At 56.0% G+C, this 20,755-nt stretch carries 21 protein-coding genes and 3 tRNA genes; 9 read left to right on the forward strand and 15 right to left on the reverse strand.

Annotated features, from left to right (window positions below):
* Positions 1-18: 18 nt before the first annotated feature.
* The gene (locus HF984_RS05415) at positions 19-819 is read right to left on the reverse strand and encodes a carbon-nitrogen hydrolase family protein (RefSeq protein ID WP_168614665.1); all 801 of its coding nucleotides are present in this window, start codon (positions 817-819) and stop codon (positions 19-21) included.
* Positions 820-1,015: 196 nt separating this feature from the next.
* Between HF984_RS05415 and HF984_RS05420 the strand changes: the two genes are divergently transcribed.
* Entirely contained in the window at positions 1,016-1,390 is a 375-nt protein-coding gene (locus tag HF984_RS05420; RefSeq protein ID WP_168614666.1) for a YidH family protein, read from the forward strand.
* A 5-nt stretch (positions 1,391-1,395) separates the two neighbouring features.
* Entirely contained in the window at positions 1,396-1,725 is a 330-nt protein-coding gene (locus HF984_RS05425; protein ID WP_168614667.1) for a DUF202 domain-containing protein, read from the forward strand.
* A gap of 74 nt (positions 1,726-1,799) precedes the next feature.
* Here the strand turns inward: HF984_RS05425 and HF984_RS05430 are convergent, their stop codons facing one another.
* The gene (locus tag HF984_RS05430) at positions 1,800-2,498 is read right to left on the reverse strand and encodes a DsbA family protein (protein WP_168614668.1); all 699 of its coding nucleotides are present in this window, start codon (positions 2,496-2,498) and stop codon (positions 1,800-1,802) included.
* A gap of 225 nt (positions 2,499-2,723) precedes the next feature.
* On the opposite strand from HF984_RS05430, the gene HF984_RS05435 reads away from it, so the two are divergent.
* Positions 2,724-2,798, forward strand: a tRNA-Thr gene (locus HF984_RS05435).
* A gap of 95 nt (positions 2,799-2,893) precedes the next feature.
* Positions 2,894-3,124 carry a hypothetical protein gene (locus HF984_RS05440; RefSeq protein WP_168614669.1) on the forward strand — a complete coding sequence of 77 codons (231 nt, stop codon included), beginning with the start codon at positions 2,894-2,896 and terminating at the stop codon, positions 3,122-3,124.
* 73 nt (positions 3,125-3,197) lie between these two features.
* Here HF984_RS05440 and HF984_RS05445 read toward each other — a convergent pair whose 3' ends face one another.
* The 3 genes from HF984_RS05445 to HF984_RS05455 all read right to left on the reverse strand — a co-directional run bounded on the left by HF984_RS05445 (position 3,198) and on the right by HF984_RS05455 (position 6,286).
* On the reverse strand, positions 3,198-4,049 hold the full coding sequence (locus tag HF984_RS05445; protein ID WP_168614670.1) for an HpcH/HpaI aldolase/citrate lyase family protein: 852 nt from the start codon (positions 4,047-4,049) through the stop codon (positions 3,198-3,200).
* 202 nt (positions 4,050-4,251) lie between these two features.
* Positions 4,252-4,980, reverse strand: coding sequence for an ABC transporter ATP-binding protein (locus HF984_RS05450; protein WP_168614699.1), 729 nt, complete (start codon positions 4,978-4,980; stop codon positions 4,252-4,254).
* Between the two features lie 214 nt (positions 4,981-5,194).
* Entirely contained in the window at positions 5,195-6,286 is a 1,092-nt protein-coding gene (locus HF984_RS05455) for an ABC transporter permease (RefSeq protein WP_168614671.1), read from the reverse strand.
* A 201-nt stretch (positions 6,287-6,487) separates the two neighbouring features.
* On the opposite strand from HF984_RS05455, the gene HF984_RS05460 reads away from it, so the two are divergent.
* Both HF984_RS05460 and HF984_RS05465 read left to right on the forward strand, forming a co-directional pair.
* Entirely contained in the window at positions 6,488-7,816 is a 1,329-nt protein-coding gene (locus tag HF984_RS05460; protein ID WP_168614672.1) for a sensor histidine kinase, read from the forward strand.
* Between the two features lie 139 nt (positions 7,817-7,955).
* On the forward strand, positions 7,956-8,591 hold the full coding sequence (locus HF984_RS05465) for a response regulator (RefSeq protein WP_168614673.1): 636 nt from the start codon (positions 7,956-7,958) through the stop codon (positions 8,589-8,591).
* Positions 8,592-8,662: 71 nt separating this feature from the next.
* On the opposite strand, the gene HF984_RS05470 is transcribed toward HF984_RS05465, so the two are convergent.
* From HF984_RS05470 to HF984_RS05485, 4 genes are all read right to left on the reverse strand, one after another.
* On the reverse strand, positions 8,663-9,832 hold the full coding sequence (locus HF984_RS05470) for an acyltransferase family protein (RefSeq protein ID WP_168614674.1): 1,170 nt from the start codon (positions 9,830-9,832) through the stop codon (positions 8,663-8,665).
* A 372-nt stretch (positions 9,833-10,204) separates the two neighbouring features.
* Positions 10,205-10,690, reverse strand: a complete 486-nt coding sequence (locus HF984_RS05475; RefSeq protein ID WP_168614675.1) for a dehydrogenase — start codon at positions 10,688-10,690, stop codon at positions 10,205-10,207.
* Positions 10,691-11,017: 327 nt separating this feature from the next.
* Complete coding sequence (locus HF984_RS05480) at positions 11,018-11,215, reverse strand: YbdD/YjiX family protein (RefSeq protein ID WP_228008147.1); 198 nt, start codon at positions 11,213-11,215, stop codon at positions 11,018-11,020.
* 87 nt (positions 11,216-11,302) lie between these two features.
* Positions 11,303-12,313 carry a zinc-binding dehydrogenase gene (locus tag HF984_RS05485; RefSeq protein ID WP_168614677.1) on the reverse strand — a complete coding sequence of 337 codons (1,011 nt, stop codon included), beginning with the start codon at positions 12,311-12,313 and terminating at the stop codon, positions 11,303-11,305.
* A 150-nt stretch (positions 12,314-12,463) separates the two neighbouring features.
* On the opposite strand from HF984_RS05485, the gene HF984_RS05490 reads away from it, so the two are divergent.
* From HF984_RS05490 to HF984_RS05500, 3 genes are all read left to right on the forward strand, one after another.
* Positions 12,464-12,554 (forward strand) — tRNA-Ser (locus HF984_RS05490).
* A 187-nt stretch (positions 12,555-12,741) separates the two neighbouring features.
* Positions 12,742-14,211 (forward strand): FGGY-family carbohydrate kinase, encoded by a 1,470-nt coding sequence (locus HF984_RS05495; RefSeq protein WP_168614678.1) that lies wholly within the window; start codon positions 12,742-12,744, stop codon positions 14,209-14,211.
* Positions 14,212-14,389: 178 nt separating this feature from the next.
* Positions 14,390-14,478 (forward strand) — tRNA-Ser (locus HF984_RS05500).
* A gap of 153 nt (positions 14,479-14,631) precedes the next feature.
* On the opposite strand, the gene HF984_RS05505 is transcribed toward HF984_RS05500, so the two are convergent.
* From HF984_RS05505 to HF984_RS05530, 6 genes are all read right to left on the reverse strand, one after another.
* Positions 14,632-15,165: a SixA phosphatase family protein gene (locus tag HF984_RS05505; RefSeq protein ID WP_168614679.1), complete on the reverse strand. Its 534-nt coding sequence runs from the start codon at positions 15,163-15,165 to the stop codon at positions 14,632-14,634.
* Positions 15,166-15,277: 112 nt separating this feature from the next.
* On the reverse strand, positions 15,278-15,715 hold the full coding sequence (locus HF984_RS05510) for a SufE family protein (protein ID WP_168614680.1): 438 nt from the start codon (positions 15,713-15,715) through the stop codon (positions 15,278-15,280).
* Positions 15,715-16,611 carry a sulfurtransferase gene (locus tag HF984_RS05515; RefSeq protein ID WP_168614681.1) on the reverse strand — a complete coding sequence of 299 codons (897 nt, stop codon included), beginning with the start codon at positions 16,609-16,611 and terminating at the stop codon, positions 15,715-15,717. The genes HF984_RS05510 and HF984_RS05515 overlap by 1 nt, the downstream gene beginning before the upstream one ends.
* A gap of 181 nt (positions 16,612-16,792) precedes the next feature.
* Entirely contained in the window at positions 16,793-18,784 is a 1,992-nt protein-coding gene (locus tag HF984_RS05520) for a BCCT family transporter (RefSeq protein ID WP_168614682.1), read from the reverse strand.
* Between the two features lie 196 nt (positions 18,785-18,980).
* Positions 18,981-19,775, reverse strand: coding sequence for an alpha/beta fold hydrolase (locus tag HF984_RS05525; protein ID WP_168614683.1), 795 nt, complete (start codon positions 19,773-19,775; stop codon positions 18,981-18,983).
* A gap of 93 nt (positions 19,776-19,868) precedes the next feature.
* Positions 19,869-20,660, reverse strand: coding sequence for a winged helix-turn-helix domain-containing protein (locus tag HF984_RS05530; protein WP_168614684.1), 792 nt, complete (start codon positions 20,658-20,660; stop codon positions 19,869-19,871).
* Between the last annotated feature and the right edge of the window lie 95 nt (positions 20,661-20,755).

Consider the following 20,755-nt stretch of genomic DNA (forward strand, 5'->3'; position numbering starts at 1 on the left):
CCTCTCTTGAGTAAATCTTTAGTAACCGAGTTTTGCGTTCTCTAGCACCGGGAGCTTCTGGTGGGCTTCTTCAACCAGCTCTAGATCCAGCTCTACTAGGCGAAGGTCGGGAGATTCGCCGAGCTCCACCAACTCGCGTCCAAAGGGATCAATGACGCGGCTGCGGCCGATACCCAGCGGGGCGGGTGACTCATCGGGGTCAGAACCCACAGTCAGCGGGTGAGCCTGACCAACCGCTACCACGTAGCTGTTGGAATCCAGTGCGCGGGCAGTGGTGAGTGCGCGCCACTGATCAACCTTGCCGCTACCCTCGCCCCACGACGCGATGACCAGCATGACCTGGGCACCCGCACGCGAGTACTCGGCGTAGAGCTTAGGAAAGCGCACGTCATAGCAAACAGTAAGACCCAGCTTGGTGCCGGCGACCTCGGCAAGTACCAGTTCATCACCGGGTGCAACGTTTTCTGATTCCTCAAAACCGTAAGCGTCAAAGAGGTGCATCTTGTTGTAAATCTTCTCGCTACCGTCAGGGTATGCCAGCAGAAGCTGGTTGTAGACGCGCTCCCCCGCGGTCTTGAAGCCGCCTGCCGCGATAGCGATACCGTGCTGCTGCGCTGCGTCCTTGACAGCTTTTTCCCATTCACCCTGGTGGGCGGCGGTTTCATCGGGCAGCGGACCTTCAAAGCTCAGCATGCTAGCTTCGGGAAAGACCACAAGATCAGCGTCGTGCTGAGCCGCAGTAGCAACATTCTCACGGAGAAGTTCAATGTTCTGGGCGACATCTCGAGTACTAGAAATCTGGGCTAACGCAATGCGCATGGGTGGTCCTTTCTGGGGCAGGCAGGTGATCCAACGATGGGATATAAGATTGTTGATGCAGATAGTTAGGATGCGGCATCACCCCGCCCCGATACTATCTACGCTTAGTATTACTCTTTACTCTACTCTTCAGAGCGAAAAAATCAGCACGATATGACGAGAAAACCCGGCCCGGAAGAAAAGGAATGCGCTAGTCATGAGTAAAAATCACCGTAATCGACTCACGCGCGTGTTCTTTCCGCACGGCACCGAACCGGACCCTCGCTTCACGCTGGCCAACGAACGCACCTTCTTAGCATGGATTCGCACCGCACTCGCCTTTTTAGCGGGCGGGCTGGCAGCCTATGCTTTTGCGGACTCCTCGGGAGCAGACGCATCCATCTGGCGGGCTGTCTCCGTTCTGATGCCTGCAGCGGCTGCCGCTCTTGCTCTTTTAGCGATCGTGCGCTGGGTACGGGTGGAACGCGCTATCCGCAACTCGCGTCCGCTTCCCGCTCCTTTGGCGGCTCCTCTGCTGATTTTCGTTATCTTTGCTGTTGCCGCCGTTGCCATTAGTTTGGACGTCCTTTAAACGTCATGGCTCGTTTCTTTTCTCGGCCATCGCGTTTGGATTCTCTTTCAGATAAGAGACTGCAGCCCGAACGCACTTCACTATCGTGGACGCGCACCTGTCTCTCGCTGTTTGTGTTGATTCTCGTGCAACTGAGGTTCGGGCATTTTTCGCCTGCGGTCACTTTGCTACTCTTTGCGCTAGTGGCGGTGCTCTTTTCAACGGCGACGGCCCGCTATGAAAGGCAATCACGCGGCATTTTGCAGGAGCATTATCCACCCAACACTGCCGCGGTGCTGGGCTTAGGTGCTGTAGTTTTCTTAGCAAGCATTGTGCTGCTCATCCAAGCCGCTTAAACACAGGTGGACGCGGCACCCTCCCCTCACTAGGGAAAGAGCACGCATCCACCGCCGGTAGCAGGCCAGCTATTTTAGATACCGGCTGCCTTCTTGAAAGCCGAAATCATATCGTCTTTAGACGTTGAAGATTCCACGCCTTCAACAACCTTGCCGCCCACAACCCACTGCGGGGTGCCACTCACGCCGGCGTTGCGTCCTGCCTGGAAATCCCTTTCGATGATCTGCTTGACCGCATCGCTATTAGCATCGGTGCGGAACTTCTCAAGATCCAACCCCAGTTCTTCGGCATAGCCCTCATAAACCTTGACGGCATCGGCCTGCGACTTTTCTTCCCAATCCTGCTGGGTCTGGAAAATCTTTTCGCCCATCTCAACATGCTTACCCTGAATTTCAGCGGCCTCAACAGCCTGAGCAGCCGGTACCGCATTAGCGTGCATCGGCAGCGGGAAGTTCTTGACGGTCACGTTCATAACACCATCAAGCTCGTTCGCCACCTGCATGTAGGTGGGGTCAGCCTTAGCGCAGTAAGGGCACTGGAAATCGCTGTACAGGGTGACGGTGGGTGTCTGCGACTTTGAGTTCAGGTGAAAGCCGTCAGAATCGCGGGTGTACACGCCCTCGCCGGTAGGACGCGGCGTCGAAGACTCTGAGCTGCCCTGCCCGGATGCCTGATTATCATTATTCTGCGCGCCGCACGCCGCCAAAATAACGGCACTCAGCGCCGCACCAGCAGTGAAAAAGCTACGGCGGGTGATTGTCGAAGAACGCATGGGAAGGTTCCTTTACATCTCTTATAGATAACTACAACAAATAGTCCGTGTACACCCATACTGGCACACTCACAAAGACCGCGAATGGGGTTTAAATGACCAGAACTAGATGCCGTGTCTCGGTGCGCGGGCACACCAGCAGCCACCTAAGCATTCAGCTCGCGGGCGCTAACTGGCATCAGCACCCGTGAATCTGATAAAGTGACACCGTTCGCACAAGCGTCCGCCTCCATAGCTCAGGGGTAGAGCATTTCCCTCGTAAAGAAAAGGTCGTCGGTTCAAATCCGACTGGGGGCTCCACTAAACGCCCGGTTTCACGCACGAAACCGGGGTTTTCTTATACTCGAGCATTATTTCTGCGCACAAGCACTTTTACCGCCACTACACTTAGAACTATGCTCAAAGATTACTTCGGAATAGGACGCGGTAGCGGCTCCACCATCACCCCGCGCTTTCTTGCACTGTTCGTCATCGTCTTCATCCCTATGACGGCACTGTGGTTTTTCTACCGCTGGATTTTCAACGACTCCGCCTCAATCTTCGCGATGCTCGTGATCTCACTCGGCACGTCCTGGATTATTGCCTACCTCATCGGCTACGGCAAAGACACGCACACCCGCGACTAAGCTTTAAAACCAAAGGACGCGCCCGCCCACTTTCGCAGTGAAAGTAGGCGGGCGCGTCCTTGAATCTACAGTTTTAGCTACGCCACAGACCGTAAGTCTTAGCCAGCTGAGACACCTTCTTAGCGCGAGCCAGACGCGGCAGGTACGAGCCGTCCTTGGGCATAGCGTCGCCGTCCTGCTTCTGCAGAAGATCACGTGCCCACTGGATTTCATCCTCGCTCGGTGCCAGCGAGATGTTGATGGTGTCTACCTGCGCGGGATCAAGAGTGAGCTTACCCGTCATACCGGCAGCGGATGTAATAGAGCAGTCCTTCATCAAATCAACGCCGTGCTTACCCACCGAAGGGCCGTCAATCGGGCCGGGCAACTCGCCCACGCGGGATGCGAGCACCAGCTGCGAGCGCACGTACGCCAACGACAGCGCGTCCGCCGCCATACCGGTGTCTTTACGGAAGTCACCAATGCCAAAAGCCAAGCGGAAAACACCGGGTGCACGCGCAATATCAACAGCGTTCACAATGCCGATAGCCGATTCAATAAGCGCAATAATCGGGGTGCCGGGAGGAAGCATCATCGCGGTGCGAGTCACCATCGCAGCGTCCTCAACCTCAGCCAGCATCACACCGCGCAGGCCCTTAGCCTTGGGCAACTCTTCAACGTCTTTATGCCACTCTTCAGTGCCGAACTTGTTAATGCGAACCCACGCCTCAACACCGTTGTTCAACCAGTGCATGACGCGCTCGCGTGCCTCGGTCTTCTGGTCGGCGGGGGTGCCGTCCTCGAGGTCAATCAAAATGGAATCGGCTTCTGATTCGAGGGCTGCTGCCAGGCGTTCTTCATCAGCTGCTGCGGTAATCAGCATCCATGAGCGTGAGAGTCGGGCAGGGAGGGAAGCCGCCCGTTCGTTGCGGTGAAAAGTAACCATAATGCACCTGAATCGTTAGTTAGTGTTTGAAGCACCTTTAAGCATAGTGGGTGCGCGTAAACATACGTAGACGCTAGGTCACATGCCCACTAAAAACTTTCCGCCGCACACGATCTTGCTACAGGTGACCAGAAAACTCTCAAAAACACGGCATTTTGGGGTGGTTTTTGAGAGTTTTGTGGTCACAAGGAAATTATCGTGGTCACTTGGTCAAGGTAAGGCGGCCATCAGCCATCACCGCTACACGGTCGGCGGCGTCTGCGAACTCGACATCGTGTGTGACCATAATGGAGGCCAGGTTGAACTCGCGCGTCACACGCTGCAACAGCTCAACAATAGCCACCGAACGGTCATGATCCAGCGCACTGGTCGGCTCGTCAGCCAGCAGGACGCGGGGATTGCCCATGAGCGCGCGGGCAATATTCACGCGCTGACGCTGACCGCCGGACAGCTGGTGCACGCGGCGGTTAGCAGCGCCCTCAAGCCCTACAAGCTCGAGCAGTTCCTTAGCGTGCACGCGCGCTGCTTTCAGCTCTTTACCGCGCTTTCCACGAATATGTTTCGCGAGCACCAGTTGTTCGACGGCGGTGAGGGACGCAATCAGATTGGGTTGCTGAAAGATGATGCCGATTTCATCGCGGCGCAGGGCAGCCAGTTGCTTGTCGCTGAAGCCCGTGATGTCGCGTCCACCCACTAATACCTGCCCCGAGGTTGGGGTAATAAGGGCTGAAGCCATCGACAGCATGGACGACTTACCAGAACCCGACTGACCAATAAGTGCGGTCAAGGTACCCTGCTCAGCGGTGAAGTTCACGCCGTCCAAGGCGCGCACAGTAGTGGGGTTGCCTGATGCGTCAACACCGTCCGGGTACTCCAAGGTGACATCGCGTAGCTCAAGCACGCTGGTGAACTGGTTTTCAAAAGTATCCATAGCGCCGGTAGTAATACGCTCTGATGCTGAAATGTTCATGGTCTCTTTTCCTAAAAACTAAAAACTGTGGGGGCGGGGTAAGCGTGAAGGTTCGAGGCTCGCAGGCACACTCGACGTCAGCAGTCCCTCTCACGAGCTCGCGTGGGGCGCTCGCCCGTGATTCACGCCAGCCCCGATGCCAGCTGACGTCGGAGCGTGCCATACTCGCCTCTTATTAGTTGCCGCCCAACGCGATCATGGGGTCTATCTTTGAGACTCGGCGGACGGCAACGAAAGCTCCGGCGATGCCCAGCACCCAGATGCCAAAGGCGGGGCCGGCGATGGTGAGCGCTTCGAGCTGAAAGGGCACTGCTCCTGCCGCTAAAGCTCCTAGCACCCAGCCCACCAGCGCGCCGAGTGCGGCGCCGACTGCCAGAACAACGGCTGCCTGAAAAATCGCGTCCTTCACCAGGTATTTGCCGGATGCGCCCAGTGCTCGCATGACCGCGATGTCGCGGGTGCGCTGGATAGTCCACACGGTCAGGAATGAGACGGTGACGAGGGCTGAGATGCCGTAGAGAAAGCCCTGCATGGTGACCAGTGACTTGTTCTCGGATGAGTAGGCTGCTAACCCAGTAAAGGATTCTTTGGGGGTTGCGGTGACGGCATGGGTGGCGGATGCGAGTGCGTCATAGTCAGCATCGCCGGTAACAGCAAGGGCGGTTCCCACTACGTTGGGGGCTACGTGGGCCAGTTGCTGCCAGGTGCCGGTGGACGTCCATGCCACGGGGGTGTGGGAGTAGAAGGTGTCGTGAGAAATCGCTTGAACAGTCAGTTGTTGGCCGCTGACGGTTACGGTGTCGCCTACTTTAGCGCCGGTTTTGTCGGCGATGGCGTGGCTGATGATCAGCTTGCCTTCTTCAACTTTTAGGCTGTCGCCGGTATCGCTACCGATGTTATCTGCCACCAGCGATGAGTCAGTGGGAATTCCCATCACGGCGATGCCTGTTGCGGAGTTAGCTTCGAGGTTGCCCTGGGTGAAGCCCACGGGGGTTGAGCTGTTCACGCCGGGAGCGTCCGCCCACTGCTGTGCCTGCGCATCGGTAATCGTGGAGTTAGTGTAGGAGACTTCAGGTTCTGATGTTCCCGAGGTGCCAAAGACCATGCGGGTAGCGTGCAAGTCTTCAATCGCTTTGGTGTTCTGGCTGCCCAGTCCACCGGTGAGTCCGGTGAGCATGACCAGCAAAAGGGTAATCAGACCAACGACCGAACCAATCAGCGCAAAGCGTCCCTTTGCAAAAAGAATGTCTCTGATGCCCAAAAACATGATGACGAGACCTTTCGAAGTTTCCTTTTTCTTACATGTTCAATTCTTCGGGAAAGGGGTGGTTGATACATCGCGGGAAAGGTTGAAAAGGGAATCAACCGTTTGGTTGATAGGAGAAGATGGTAGTAGCTGACGACTTCTGGTAGACCGGGCTAAGAGCATAGGATGAAAGCCATCAGGTAAGGTCCGTGAAGGAGAGTCATGGCGAAAAATTTTAGGGCGCAGGACGCGTCCGCCGCGCAGATTAGCCCTTCTACTACGGGGCAGTCTGTGCTGCAGACCCTTCGCGTTTCTTTGCACGTGATGTTCGCTCTTTTGCTGTGCACCGGCATGGTCATTGCCGTGCGTGAAGATTCGCTGAGCACCTTCGCTAAGGTGGGAGCGGTGCACGGCGCGTTGACTCTCGGCGTGATTTATATGCTTGGCACGGTGCTTGAAAACCGTTACGCCCGCAAGGTATCGCGCGGAGTACCGGCTAAAAACCCTCGAGTGTTCGCGCCGCTCTGGCTGTGCGTGGTAGTGATTCTGTGGGCGGTGCTAATGTACATGAGCGCGGGTTTCACCTGGCTGGTTTTTCCCATCATGTTCCTGGTGCTCTACCTGCTCCCGGTTTTCCCAGCCCTACTCGCTGTGGCGCTGTTGACCGCGTTTTCTATTCTGTTTCCGCTCTACCGCCCAAACTCCGCGCTGGCAACCGAACTCAATCCCGGCATGGTGATCGGCCCGGTCATGGGTGCGCTGCTTTCGGTCATCATCAGCTTTGCTTACAGCGCCCTCCATAAGGACGCCCAGCACCACGCCCGCGTGGCTGAGCAACTGCGCGCGGTGCAGGCAGAGCTCATTCAAAAAGAACACGAAGCCGGACGCACCGAAGAACGCGAGCGCCTAGCCCGCGAAATCCACGACACGCTAGCGCAGGGGCTCTCATCCATCGTGCTCATGTCCCGCGCATCAGCTCAGGCCCTTGCACACGGCAAGGTCGATGAAACCGCGCGTTCACTTGAACTCATTGAAACCAGTGCCAGCGAGAACCTGGCAGAAGCTAGGCGCTTTATTCACGATCTCTCATCGCCAGCCCTCGACAGCGCGCTGGTGCCGGCCCTACGACGCTTGTGCGCAGACACCCAAGCGCAAGAAACCGCCAAGGGCACACCACTGACCTGTTTGCTCCGCATCGACGGAACAGACGGTGAGCACTCGCGGGCTGAGCATCTGCCCGACCAGATACAAGAAGCCCTACTGCGTGTGGCTCAGGGGGCGCTCGCCAACGTGGCGGCACATGCATCCGCCCGCACCGCCGCAGTGACCGTAGGGCTGTGGCAGGATGCTGTCACCCTCGATATTTTCGACGACGGCGTTGGTTTTATACCCGATGCGACACGCTCTGCCTCCCCCGGCGGTCACACCGGTTACGGGCTCACTTCTCTTCGAGCACGCGTGGACGCCGTTGGCGGTACCCTCAGCGTAGAGTCAGCGCCAGGTAACGGCACGGTGCTGAGCGCGTACATTCCGCTCGTGGATAGGAGTTAAGTTCAGACGAAATGTGCTGGCCCGACTTCCCTCAAATGCCAACCCCGAGCCAGTTGGTCCAGCGCATTCCACCTTCACTCCGCACAGGTAGCATCACGATGTGCGGTGCTATACCTCTAACCCACGTAAAGTAGGCTTTATGCAACCGCTCAATATTTTGCTGGTCGATGACCACCCCATTGTGCGCGCCGGTCTGCGCGCGGTACTCAGCGGGTTTGACGACATCACCGTCGTAGCCGAGGCATCAGACGGATCTGAAGCGCTCGATATAGCGCGCAGTCTCACGCAACAAGGCACCGCGCTTGATGTAGTCGTGATGGACATTCAAATGAAACCCATGAACGGAATCACCGCTACCGCACGGTTCAAAGCCGCAGGCGGCCCACCCGTCCTGATTCTCACCACCTTCGATACCCAGTCAGATATTGTTGCCGCCATTGAGGCAGGAGCTCTCGGCTACCTTCTCAAGGACGCGCCACCGGAGCAGGTGCACACCGCCGTCCTTGATACCGCCGCCGGAAAGAACACGCTAGCGCCGGATATCGCAGCTGCACTCATCACGCGCATGCAGCGCTCGCAAGTAACACTCAGCGCACGCGAACAAGAGTTATTGAGCCTTCTTGCCACGGGAGCTACCAACAAGAAACTCGCTCAGCAACTGTTTATTTCAGAGGCAACCGTCAAAACGCATCTGGTGCATATTTACTCTAAGCTGGGCGTTGATAACCGGACGTCCGCTATTGCACGGGCTCGCGAAGAAGGTCTGATTTCTTAGCCGGCCCAACGCAAAAAAAGCCCGCCTGCTCTTGTGCAAGAACAGGCGGGCTTTTACTGTGTTGACGCTGTTTAGGGAGCTTCGCGACGCTCTAACTTAGCCCTCTCTGACTTAGCGTTAGCTGATGCAAAGTGGCGGTCTTTAAAGCGCTGTGCGGGTAGCTCAATGAACTTCCAGATTGCAACGCCACCGGCGATACCCAGCACCACCAGAATCGGCAGGGATACTAGGCGCGGCAGGTGCTCAAAGAGGGGTTCGAGTGCCTTATTCAGCACGTCGTGCAAGAGGTAGATGCTGTAGGATGCAAGACCCAGCACCTGCAAGAAGCGCCACTGCAAGAAGTCGTGGAACTTCTGTCCCAGCGGTGAACGCACTTCGGTCAAGCCCCAGAGAATAACCATTGCCGCAGCAATTGCCTGAATGGAGTAGCGGATAGTTTCGCGGAAAGTTTCATCGCGAACTACCAGCGAGAACAGGTAAAGCACCAAGGCAGTGACAGGAATGTAGGTTTTACCCAGGGTGGGTACGGTGCGTTGATCGCTAGCTGCAACTACATTTTTACCTGCATCGTGGCTATGACGCGCGCTGTACTGGTTGCCAGTGATGCGCGGGGAGGTACGGTGGGTGAAGTACCAGATTGCGACCAGGGTGCCAATGCCGATTGCTTCAACGCGGGTATCGGTGCCGAAGTAGATGCGGTCGTTAGTAGCACCGCCGAAGTACAGCACGATGCGGGCGATGAACGAGTACACCACTACGATGCCTGCCAGCGCTGAAACAACCTTGAGATAGTGCTTGCTCTTGACGGCAAACAGCCAGATGATAGCGAAGATCAGGTAGAACTGTTCTTCAATGGAGAGGCTCCATGTCACGTGGCTACCGGGTAGCACGTTGATGTCTGAGTCAAGATAACGCCAGTTGAGGAAGAAGAAAATCTGCCCCAAGAAGTCGACGATATTGACGCTGTGACCCAGCGCCATGTAAATGAGCGTGGGTATCACGATAATCAGGAACAGTGGCGGCGCGATTTTGATGAGGCGTCGCATGTAGAACCCGCCCACGTCGAATCCGCCTGTTTTTTCGCGTTCGCGCAACAGCAAGTAGGTGATGATGAAGCCGGAAATCACAAAGAAGATGGTGACGCCGGATCCACCGGGTACAAAGGTGAGTCCTGCGTGTGAGAACACCACCAGCAGAACGGCAAAAGCGCGCATGGCATCGATATGCCCGTAACGATTCAAGAATTCTCCCCCGATTTGTGCTGTGACGCTCCCCATTTGCGTCCGCATTTTATGCGTAAAACAGCTAGATAAAAATGCACAGTAATTTTCAAGCTAACACAATTGCATGAAACCGCTGAGTATATCTAGCTCACATCTTTGAATATTTTATGTGTTTGGACTAGTCAGAGCATTGTTTTTATAAAAGCACACTTTGCCCCACAACTATTTGTAGGCGAGCATTTTCAAAGCACCGCCCTTTTATAGATAAGCCAAGTTACTTTATTGATAACAAGTAGCGGAACACTTCACATATATTAACGTTTATTCGCCGGAGTCAAAACCTCTGGATAAAGAGAGGGGAAGCCAACGCATCACGCAACGGCAAGTAGCTTAGAATGCTTTTTGTGCCGCTTCTTCGCGCGCCTGCACAATGAGCTCTTCGGCTCGGACAATGTGTTCTTCGACGGTGGCGACGCGTCGTTCTACTGAAATTTTACCGGTGCAGGCGGCGGCACATTCGCCGGAGCAGCGCAGCATGGCGAGAGCTTCAGCGCACAGGGCTACCGAGTTGCCGGCTTTTGAAAGTGCGCGGTTGAGATCCGAGTAGGTGCCTTGAGTGGAGTAGGGAATATCCGTGCCGTCGCTGGGAGCCAGCTGTTGCGCTTCCTCTGCAATGGCGCGGACGCGCGGCAGAAGGTCGGCAAGTGAGTTAGCCGCAGGCACCATCACATCGATCATGTCAGCAGAGGGCATGCGCTCTAGAATCTGGTGAAAACGGTCAAGGCCGCGCACAAACCTATCGTGGTTGCGACGCCAGATACCGTGCCCGAGCTCGGCTTCATCGCGTCGTTTTTGAAGGTAGTCTTTGATTCCCATGCGATGTACACCCCTTTCCCTCTCCTAGTTTACTTAGGTTACCCTAAATTTTTTAGTGACAGGCTGTCAAGGTTCTGTGTGTCTCCTCAATCCGTTGATGATGCGAGAGCCTACATAACCATAAGAGGGAGCGATGGACCGTTTTTCGGGTAAAAACGGTCCATCGCTCCCCTCTCACGCCTCTTCAGTCTGACCTTATAAGTAGGTCGGTGGCAGAGCCATTATGTAGCTTTCTGATCGCTGATTTTTATTTCCTCGCTCGCTCGGAAAATCAGCGTCCAGTCCCTCTCGCGAAGCCTCAGTAGGCGAGGGAAAATCTGCGCCTAGCTAGCAGCAGCGTCCTTTCGGGTTCTTGTCTTGGCGGTCTGTGTAGTCGCGCCAGAACTCCCGCTCGCTCATGGGTGCAGATGAGCATCCGGTAGATCGATGGTACGCCAGGTACTTCTGGTATTTATCGGCGCCGGTAACGCCGTTCCAGAAGTATGCCGCGGATGAGAAACGGAACCTCGGGAAAAAGTTATCCAAGGTATCCTGCAACATTACTCAAGAACACAGGACGCCCTTATCCCTTGCAAGTACAGCGCCAGAAGGCTTGCGCGCATCAAGTCGGGTCTAGGAAGAAATGCCTTCCGACATTTTTAGCAGAACCTTGCCGGTATGCTGCCCAGAATCAAAATACTCATGCGCCGAAGCCACATCATCCAAATCAAATACGCGATCCACATGAACAGACACCGCACCGCTAGAAATCAATGGAACAACCACGCGCTGCACCCCCTGCATCACCTCCGCTTTAGCGTGTGCACTCTGCGCTCGCAAGGTGCGACCGTGCAGGCTCAGACGCTTTTGCATCATGCGCGCCATATTCAGCTCATCCTTTGCGCCACCTTGCACCGCAATAGTGACCATAGCCCCCTCAACTGCCAGCGCACGAGTGTTGGCATCAAGGTATGAGCCACCCACGACGTCCAAAATGTAGTTCACGCCCGCGCCGTCGGTCTCGCGCTCGATAACCTCAACGAAATCTTCATCGCGATAGTTAATCGGGTGTGCGCCCATCGAGCGAATAAAATCGCACTTTTGCGCGGTGGACGCGGTGGCGAACACGCGTAGCCCCAAGGCCACACACAGTTCAATAGCGTGCGCACCGATGCCGCCGCTACCACCGTGAATCAGAATAGATTTACCCTGGTTGTCAGCTGGGCCCTCCCCCACCCCTGCGACCATACAGAGGTTGGAATATACGGTGGCAGCCACCTCGGGAATACCGGCAGCCTCAACCAGCGAAACCCCGTGAGGCACTGGCAGAGTCTGACGCGCATCCACTGCCACATACTCTGCGTAGCCGCCCGATGCGAGAAGCGCCATTACCTCTTGGCCTGGGCTAATAGCGTGAACGCCCTCGCCGATTTCTTCAACAACACCCGACACTTCAAGGCCATAGACACTGCTTTCACCGGCAGGTGGCGGGTAATGCCCCTGACGTTGCAGCACGTCCGCGCGATTGAGACCCGCCGCAACAACCTTAATAAGTACCTGCCCCGCCTGAAGCACAGGACGCTGCTGCTCAGTAATTTCTAGGACGCCAGCATCCCCATGCTCTTTTTCTACAACTGCTCTCACGGCCTTCTCCCTTCGATTGTTGATATTTCAACCCTACCCACCCCAGGAGAAGCCGACAATGACGTGTCATTCACCACGCTCAACAGTTTTGCTTTGCAATACCCAGCGCAGGTGTGTAATACTATTTCAAGTGCTTTGAGCACAACACTTGGATGGTTGTCCGAGCGGCCGAAGGAGCTGGTCTTGAAAACCAGTAGGCGGCAACCCCGTCTCAAGGGTTCAAATCCCTTACCATCCGCCAAAATAAAGCCTCGCTTTTCGAAAGAGAAGTGAGGCTTTTGGTTTATAGTGACCGCGTTTTCTCATAGTGACCACGAAACCGTCAAAAACCGCCGTAAAAAGAGTGTACTTTGAGAGTTTTGTGGTCACCTCTTAAGGGCGCCGGATATCTACCAGACACCGTAGGTGTCCCAAGGCACAATGGAAGTATGGAAACTTTTGCATACTTCGGCCTGGACGTTGGCACCTCAAGCACTAAGGCAGTGCTCGTGGCGCCGGACGGCACCGTCATCGACTCGCAGGTACAAGAACATTCAGTAACCCGTGGTGATCACGGCCTTGTTGAGATGGATATGCGCATCTGGTGGGACGAGTTCAAAACGCTCTACCCCGCGCTTTTGAACCGCAACGATGTGCGCGTGAAAGGAATCGGCATCTCGGGTATGGGACCGTGCATTGCCGTCACCGATACCAATGATGAGCCCGTCGCCCCCGCAGCTCTCTACGGCGTAGATCAGCGCGCACGAGAAGAGATTGACGAACTCGCGGACGCGTTTGGGCAAGATTTCTTGCTCGAACGCTACGACTCGCAGCTCACCACCCAGGCAGGTGGTCCCAAGCTTCGCTGGTTCGCTAAACGCTACCCGCAGGTTTTCGCATCCGGCGCGCGGTTCTACATGCCCGCGTCCTGGATTATCAAGCACATCACCGGTGAGTATGTTCTCGACCGCCACTCGGCGAGCCAGTGCACCCCGCTGTACAGCCCCGAAACCCGTGAATGGAATGCTGACATGGTGCAGAAGATTGCGCCGGGCACAGAGCTTCCCCGTCTGGGGTGGAGCCATGAGATATGCGGTGAAACCGTTGAGGTTGCAGAGGTGCCGGAACTGGCGTCGGGCATCCCCGTTATTTTTGGCACCGTGGACGCCTGGGCTGAGCAGGAATCGGTAGGTGCTATCAAAAATAATCAGCTGTTCTTGATGTATGGCACCACCCTGTTTTTGGTGGCTAATTCGCCACAGCGTGTGCGTCACGCATCGATGTGGGGTACCACGGGCACACGCGAAGGCACCTTTAACATGGCCGGTGGCTTGGCGACTTCTGGTGCGTTGACCAACTGGTTCCGCGAGATTTCAGGCGAACGCGACTACGCCAAGCTGGTCGAGGCAGCGCAGGGTGTGCCTGCTGGTTCCGAAGGTTTGCTAACGCTACCCTATTTCGCCGGCGAGCGTACTCCCCTGCAGGATCCCGATGCGCGCGGTGTGATGATTGGCCTCAGTTTGCACCACGGCCGCGGCCACATGTACCGCTCGTTACTCGAGGCAACCGCGTTTGCGGTACGCCACAACATTCAGATCATGGAGGACGCCGGTGCTTCTATTGAGAGCATTTCGGCTGCCGGTGGCGGCGTGACGTCTGATCTGTGGCCGCAGATTGTTTCTGATGTGACCGGGCGCGCGCAGGAGCTTCGCCGTGAGTCGGTGGGAGCGTCCTACGGCGATGCGTTTATGGTGGCGCAGGCACTGGGCGATGTTGAGTCGCTGGATCAGTGGAACCCTGTTGCTAAGGTGATTGAGCCGCAGGATCTACCCGTTTACGATGACCTCTACGCAAGCTACCGCACGCTCTACACCGCAACAGCTGATATTCAGCACCGGTTGAGGACGCTACAGAGGTAACAGAGAGTAGCCGGCGAGTAGAAGATCCCAATTTTTCGTTAGTTCTATGTATTCGTACAGCGCCACACCGATATATCTACCGACCACGCTTTGACCTCACCCCACCGATGCGGTATCGTTGATAGCGCTGTGTTGCGATTGAGCAATAAGTTGACGAACGCTTAGACCGATACAGCGAGGAGACGTGCCAGAGCGGCCGAATGGACTTCACTGCTAATGAAGGGTCGGGATTAAACTCGACCGGGGGTTCAAATCCCCCCGTCTCCGCAAGATAAGGAGCCCCGCGCTTTCGAAAGAAAACGCGGGGCTCCTTTTTTGCTTAAACCACCTCTATTAGTCGCGAGAGGGGAGCGATGTGCCGTTTTTGCGCTCAAAAACGGCACATCGCTCCCCTCTCGTGGGTAGAGTTCGCGGGGAAAACTAGAACGCTTTGAACGCCTTCAACAAGGCGTCGGCGGTATCAAGCGCCGCCCAGTCGTCCAGTACATCAAACACGGCTACGGATGCCGGGGCGAAACCGTACGACGCGTCCATCAGCGCCTCGTAGTCAGAGTCGGGGCGCGCAAGCTGCAGCGACGCGTCCTGCACACCGGGCAGATGAGCCACGATCATGAGCGAACGCACTGACTCAGGTGCGCCATTAATCGCTGAAATGATGCGTGATGCCGGCGCGTTGTACAGCTCCTTGCTCAAGGACGCGGTGGGTGCCTTCTCCCCCAGCCCTTCAGAAACCCAGGTGGTGGTCTGACGGGTGCGCAGAGCCGCCGAGGAAATAATCATCTCAGGAATATGCCCATTGTCTGCGAGCCAGCGTCCCACCTGCGGCGCCTGCGCATGGCCGTGTTTGGTGAGTGGACGGTTGAAATCGTCCAAGCCCCAATCAGCTTCTGCATGGCGCATGATGATCAGCTTTTTCGCGTCGTGACGCGGTGTTAATGCGAAAGTTTCAGACATGTCCCTATCCTATCGCGCCGGTCCAATCGCCAGCGTCCTTAAAATAAGACACCCATATCACGGAGCCCCCGCTCAGGGACGCCGAAATATGGGCATCTATGCGCGAAAGGTATTACGCGGTTGCTTCTTTGACCTGACGCTGGATGCGCGCCAGCATACCGCTCATACCGTTGAGGCGTAGCGGGCTGACCTGGTCTGTCATTGACAGGCGCATGGCGACGTCTGACGGTGTTGAGAGCACGGTTTCAACGCTTTCACCGTTGAGGCCCTCGTGCAGAATGGATGCGAATCCGCGGGTGGTCGGTGCTTCTTGTGGTGCTGAGAAGAAGAGGTTGACGATGCCGTCCTCAACTTCGGTCACCAAGAAGATCGGTGACTGGCACTCGGGTACGGGTTCTAGTAGCTCGGGGTGCTCGGCATAGCGCTCCGGTAGCTCAGGGAGCGACTGACTGAATTCAAGAAGCAACTGCAAGCGGTCGGAGTCGGGAACTTCAGCGAACTCGTTCGCGATGTCCTGAAGTTTTGCGGGAAGATCCTGGTTCTGGCTCATTACTTCCACTCACCCGGCTCTTCGCCCTTGACGATGGGAGCTGCAACAGCGTTGCCCCATTCGGTCCATGAGCCGTCGTAGTTGCGTACGGAATCAATGCCCAGCAGGTACTTGAGGACGAACCAGGTGTGCGATGAACGCTCCCCGATACGACAGTAGGCGATGATGTCATTTGCGCCTGCCAGACCCAGCTCGTCGATGTACAGTGCCTTGAGCTCGTCGAAGCCCTTGAAAGTGCCGTCTTCATTTGCTGCCTTTGCCCAGGGCACGGAGCGAGCGGTAGGAATATGACCGCCACGCAGAGCACCCTCCTCGGGGTAACCTTCCATGTGAGTACGACGGCCGGTGTACTCATCGGGGCTGCGGACGTCGATCAGCGGAGTGACGCCGATGTTCGCCTTCACCTCGGGCAAGAAAGCGCGGATAGCCGCGTCCCTACGCTCAGCCACAGGGTAGTCAGTTGCCTCAACTGCAGGCTTCTCGGTGGTGGTTTCGCGTCCTTCTTCAATCCACTTAGCGCGGCCGCCGTCCATCAGGCGAACGTCCTCGTGACCAAAGAGCTTGAAAACCCACAGCGCGTAGGCAGCCCACCAGTTGGACTTATCGCCGTAAATCACCACGGTTGAATCGCGAGAGATGCCCTTAGCTTTCATCAAGGATGCGAAACCCTCGCCATCAAGGTAATCGCGGGTGACGCGGTCGTTGAGTTCGGTGTGCCAGTCAATCTTGACGGCGCCGGGAACGTGCCCGGTTTCGTACAGTAAAACGTCTTCGTCAGATTCAAGGATGACGACGCCGTCAGTGTTGAGGTTCTGTGCAACCCAGTCGGTGGAGACCAGGTTCTCACCGTGCGCGTACTGGGCAAATTTTTCGTTGGTATCAGCGGCAATGCTCATGTTTCAACGTCCTTTCGTTACAGAAGTTTTCTGCTATCAACTCCACCACAACCGTGAGCTGTGGGCAAATAATCTTTCTGAGAACTTAATACATCTATTAGCTATCAAAAAGCCTTGGGCGGTTCAGAAAGTATCTTCTGAACCGCCCAAGGCTTTTCGTTCAACCGGGTTCTAAGGTTTCTTAGCCCTTATAGCGGTTACGGTGTTCTTCTAGCTGCTCAGCGGTGAGCACCTCATTTTCTTTGGTGACGGGCTGGCCGTCGTCGTTGAGGTAGACACCCTGTGAGTAGTCGAAGTTCACGGGATTGCCTTCTTCGTCTGTACGGGTGTACCACTCGGTGTGTTCACCTGAGGTGGAGTCGAAGTCCGCGCCGGTTGCGTACTCGCTGGTGGGCTCGGTGGGTTCGATAGCGATCTTGAAGTTATCGCCGTGCTCACTCACACCGTGCACCACCGCGTTTTCGACCGCGGTCTTTGCGAAGTCATGTCGAATGGTGAACGGGTCATTACGCAGTTCTTTGAGCAGAGCCACGCACATGATGATCAAAATCGCGGCGAACGGAAGCGCCGTCACCGTCACGAGGTTCTGCAGACCCTGCAAGGCGTTGTCGCTACCTGCCAGCAGAATAACAACGGCAATACCCGCCATGCAGATTGCCCAGAAGGTGGTAATCAGCTTATTGGGGTTGGGGTTACCGCGCTGGGATAGTTGCGAGTTAACCAGTGACGCTGAGTCAGAGGTGGTGATAAAGAAGATAGCCAACATAATCAGCACGAGAGGCGCAATGAACTGCGCACCGGGGAGCTGATCCAGCACCACAAAGAAGATTTCTTGCGGTTTAGGCATGGACGCGATGGTTCCGTCGGTCGCGATGGACTGGTGTTCGCGCTGCATCCAGATGGTGGTGCCGCCGAGAATAGTGAACGCCAAAATGATGATGGTTGACGGAATGAACAGCACACCAAAGACGAACTGTCGGATGGTGCGACCGCGTGAGATCTTTGCGGTGAAGACACCGACGAAGGGCGCCCAGCTCACCCACCATGCCCAGTAGAAGGTGGTCCATGATGAGAGGAAGGTTTTCATCTCGTCTGACTCTGCCATGTTGGCGCTGAGCATATCGGGCATTGACGAAACGTATTCGATGATGGTTGCCGGAATGATATTCAGCAAGAAGGCGGTGGGGCCTGCAATAAAGAAGAAGATCGCCAGACCGATTGCCATTGCCATGTTGATGTTTGAGAGCAGACGGATGCCCTTTGAAACACCTGAGACCGCCGAGATGATGGTGCCAATGGTCAGCAGGGTAATGATGATCAATGCCAGTGTGTTGCCTTCGGGGCTCCAGCCAGAGACGAGCTCGACGCCGCGTCCAATCTGAAGTGCACCGATACCGAGTGCCGCTGCGGTGCCGAAGAGGGTGGTGATAATTGCCAGGGCGTCAATGATGCGCGAACCCACGGAGTCGTTGCTGTGGTTTTTGAACAGCGGTGCGAGGATGGAGCTCATCAGGGGCACGCGTCCGCGACGGTAAGAAACGTACGCTACTGCTAGGCCGACGATAGCGTAGATAGCCCAGGCGCTAATACCCCAGTGCATTGCTGCCTGTGCCATTGCGCCGGTGATTGCTTCGGGCGATGCGGCTTCGTAGGCGCCAGGACGCGGGCTGAGGTAGTAGGTCAGCGGTTCGAAGGGGCCGAAGAAGATGATGCCGATGCCGATGCCTGCGCCGAAGAGCATCGCTGCCCATGAGCCGGTGGAGAATTCGGGTTTTTCGCCGTCCATGCCCAGCGGGATTTTGCCGTAGCGGCTAAAGGCGAGGGCGAGCAGGAACAGCATCATGCCGGCTGCAACGATAGTGAAGAGCCAGCCGAGGTTGGTCATGACCCAGTTGAGCGCGGTAGTTGATACCGCGAAGACTTGGTTGGGGTTGATGACGCCCCAGATCACGAAGGCGATAATCAGTGCACCAACGGTGAAGAGAATGGGCTTGTCAACGCCGTATTTGACGCGCTGATCGTCGATAGAGATACCGGGCACTAGAGCCGGGTGGGTGTCGTGAGGGTAGATGACTTTTTTGATCATCTGCCGTGCTCCACCGGGTGCTCGAACCAGCGAAGGCTTGTTCGTAGGTCGAGGCTCCTGGGGAATCTGGGGCTGTTGTGTGCTCATGTATACCTCAAAGTGAGAGTTAACGTATCAACCACGTAGTTTATAGGTACGCACACTTACTTTCGGGAGCTGAGAGCCTTTTTGCCTCATTATTTCGATTACCTATCAGGTACTGGCGGCACAAAAGCCTACTCAGCCAGAGAGGTAGGAATCTCTACAGAACCAGCGGCAGCCGACACCTCAGAGTCTCACGCCCCTAGCTTTCTTGCTGAAGAAAAGAATTGAGAATGTAGGTCACTTCTTCTGGCTTATCAGCGTGCACCCAGTGCCCGGCACCCTTAACACTAATTTTGCGCACGCGCGGAAACAGCTGACGCATCACGGGGGTATCTTCTGGCTGAATGTAATTGGAGTTCGCACCAGCCACCCACAGCACAGGGTTTTCAAAGGGCTGCGCATCCACAGGTTCCCAGCCCATTATCGCATCCAAATTCTTGCGCAGCATGGGAAGGTTAGGCTCCCAGTAAAAGCCGTCCTTACCGCGCGCAAGATTCTGCAGCAAAAAACCGCGGACACCCGCATCGGGCACACGGTCCGCAATTTCGTCGCTCGCTGCACTGCGAGACTTGAGAGTTGCCAAATCAAGGCTCAGCAGCGAATCCAACAAAACGGTGAAACTACCCTTTGAGTCATTAGGAGCGATATCCATAATCACTAACTTATTCACCAGGTGCGGATGTCTGAGCGCCAGAAGCATCGCGATTTTGCCGCCCATAGAGTGTCCAATAACGTCCACAGGCCCGTCAGCGGCAAAGCCGTTCTCAAGATCTCGCGCCACAAGATCTGCCATGTCAGCGTAGTCGAAAGAATCCGTCCAGTCCGATGCACCGTGGTTAGGCATATCCATCAGGAGCACCTGGTAGTCATCGCCAAGCCCTCGCGCGATCCGCGTAAAGTTCTTGCCGCGTCCCATCAGACCGTGCAGAAAAGCGACCTTCTGCGCACCGCTACCAACTGTTGATGATTCAATCGAAAACTCTTGAGTACCCATGTTCTCTAGAGTACCGAGTTAGTCAACGAGCGCTCAAAGCAGAAGGCTCCACTCCCCTTGCGGGAAATGGAGCCTTGCGCTGATAGCAAAGATTTAGATGGAGTATTCCGGGGCTGCCCAGATAACAACCTCGGGATGCTCGTAGAAGCGGTAACCCTGGCCGCGCACGGTGCGCACGGTGTTTGAAAGGCGTCCCAGCTTAGAACGCAGGCGTCGAATATGAACGTCAATGGTGCGCTCGTTAGGTACTTCTTCAGCATCGTGCCACAGGCTATTTAGTAGCTCGTCGCGCCCTACAGTACGGGCGCCGTTTTCAACGAGGTAGTTGAGAAGCTCAAATTCTTTGAAAGTAAGATTCAGAATCTCACCGTCCAAGAACACTTCGCGGCGGGAAAGATCAATCAGGACGCCGGTGGTGTGAGTGGGCTTGGAATCTGATGAGAAGACGTTGCCGCCGGTGTGAGCGCTCTGCGCAGCGGGTTCGGGCTGGTGATGCATTGCGGTGGGATCGCCCAAAGCATTGCGCACAACTTCAAGGTCGGTGCCCTCTGCCCCCGCAGGTGCCAGCGCAACAGCTGCGTAAGACTCGGCTTCGGGAGCAAGATTGTGGGCGTATGCGCGAAGATCCTGAACAATGCGCACCAGCGAGGTACCGCTACTCGCAGCGGCTTCTTCGCTCAAACCTACGTAAATCACGAAGCCGCGAGCCTCAGAATCGGGCACCTGGCGCGCGACGGGTTCCGGCGCAACGCGGGCAGTCATGGGACGCAGGTTGGCAGGATACTGCTTTGAGGCAGGAGCATGGTGAGGCGCTGCAGCTGACTGTTTAATCGCCTGAGGTCGGTTTCGCTGGGAAATGTGAACGTATCCAGGTGCACCTGACATTTTCTAACCTGCTCTCTGGCCTGTGTTGCCCCGCAACAAGCGTGTGTGTGATGTTCTTGCGACGGGTAAAAATCCACGGCGTGTATAAGGACGCG

The organism is Rothia terrae (assembly GCF_012396615.1).
Lineage (GTDB): Bacteria > Actinomycetota > Actinomycetes > Actinomycetales > Micrococcaceae > Rothia > Rothia terrae.

What these genes read in the sequence shown, in the direction of transcription:
- HF984_RS05415 (WP_168614665.1), bottom strand. Translation starts at nt 819, where the DNA reads ATGCGCATTGCGTTAGCCCAGATTTCTAGTACTCGAGATGTCGCCCAG.
- HF984_RS05420 (WP_168614666.1), top strand. Translation starts at nt 1,016, where the DNA reads ATGAGTAAAAATCACCGTAATCGACTCACGCGCGTGTTCTTTCCGCAC.
- HF984_RS05425 (WP_168614667.1), top strand. Translation starts at nt 1,396, where the DNA reads ATGGCTCGTTTCTTTTCTCGGCCATCGCGTTTGGATTCTCTTTCAGAT.
- HF984_RS05430 (WP_168614668.1), bottom strand. Translation starts at nt 2,498, where the DNA reads ATGCGTTCTTCGACAATCACCCGCCGTAGCTTTTTCACTGCTGGTGCG.
- HF984_RS05440 (WP_168614669.1), top strand. Translation starts at nt 2,894, where the DNA reads ATGCTCAAAGATTACTTCGGAATAGGACGCGGTAGCGGCTCCACCATC.
- HF984_RS05445 (WP_168614670.1), bottom strand. Translation starts at nt 4,049, where the DNA reads ATGGTTACTTTTCACCGCAACGAACGGGCGGCTTCCCTCCCTGCCCGA.
- HF984_RS05450 (WP_168614699.1), bottom strand. Translation starts at nt 4,980, where the DNA reads ATGGATACTTTTGAAAACCAGTTCACCAGCGTGCTTGAGCTACGCGAT.
- HF984_RS05455 (WP_168614671.1), bottom strand. Translation starts at nt 6,286, where the DNA reads ATGTTTTTGGGCATCAGAGACATTCTTTTTGCAAAGGGACGCTTTGCG.
- HF984_RS05460 (WP_168614672.1), top strand. Translation starts at nt 6,488, where the DNA reads ATGGCGAAAAATTTTAGGGCGCAGGACGCGTCCGCCGCGCAGATTAGC.
- HF984_RS05465 (WP_168614673.1), top strand. Translation starts at nt 7,956, where the DNA reads ATGCAACCGCTCAATATTTTGCTGGTCGATGACCACCCCATTGTGCGC.
- HF984_RS05475 (WP_168614675.1), bottom strand. Translation starts at nt 10,690, where the DNA reads ATGGGAATCAAAGACTACCTTCAAAAACGACGCGATGAAGCCGAGCTC.
- HF984_RS05495 (WP_168614678.1), top strand. Translation starts at nt 12,742, where the DNA reads ATGGAAACTTTTGCATACTTCGGCCTGGACGTTGGCACCTCAAGCACT.
- HF984_RS05505 (WP_168614679.1), bottom strand. Translation starts at nt 15,165, where the DNA reads ATGTCTGAAACTTTCGCATTAACACCGCGTCACGACGCGAAAAAGCTG.
- HF984_RS05510 (WP_168614680.1), bottom strand. Translation starts at nt 15,715, where the DNA reads ATGAGCCAGAACCAGGATCTTCCCGCAAAACTTCAGGACATCGCGAAC.
- HF984_RS05515 (WP_168614681.1), bottom strand. Translation starts at nt 16,611, where the DNA reads ATGAGCATTGCCGCTGATACCAACGAAAAATTTGCCCAGTACGCGCAC.
- HF984_RS05520 (WP_168614682.1), bottom strand. Translation starts at nt 18,784, where the DNA reads ATGAGCACACAACAGCCCCAGATTCCCCAGGAGCCTCGACCTACGAAC.
- HF984_RS05525 (WP_168614683.1), bottom strand. Translation starts at nt 19,775, where the DNA reads ATGGGTACTCAAGAGTTTTCGATTGAATCATCAACAGTTGGTAGCGGT.
- HF984_RS05530 (WP_168614684.1), bottom strand. Translation starts at nt 20,660, where the DNA reads ATGTCAGGTGCACCTGGATACGTTCACATTTCCCAGCGAAACCGACCT.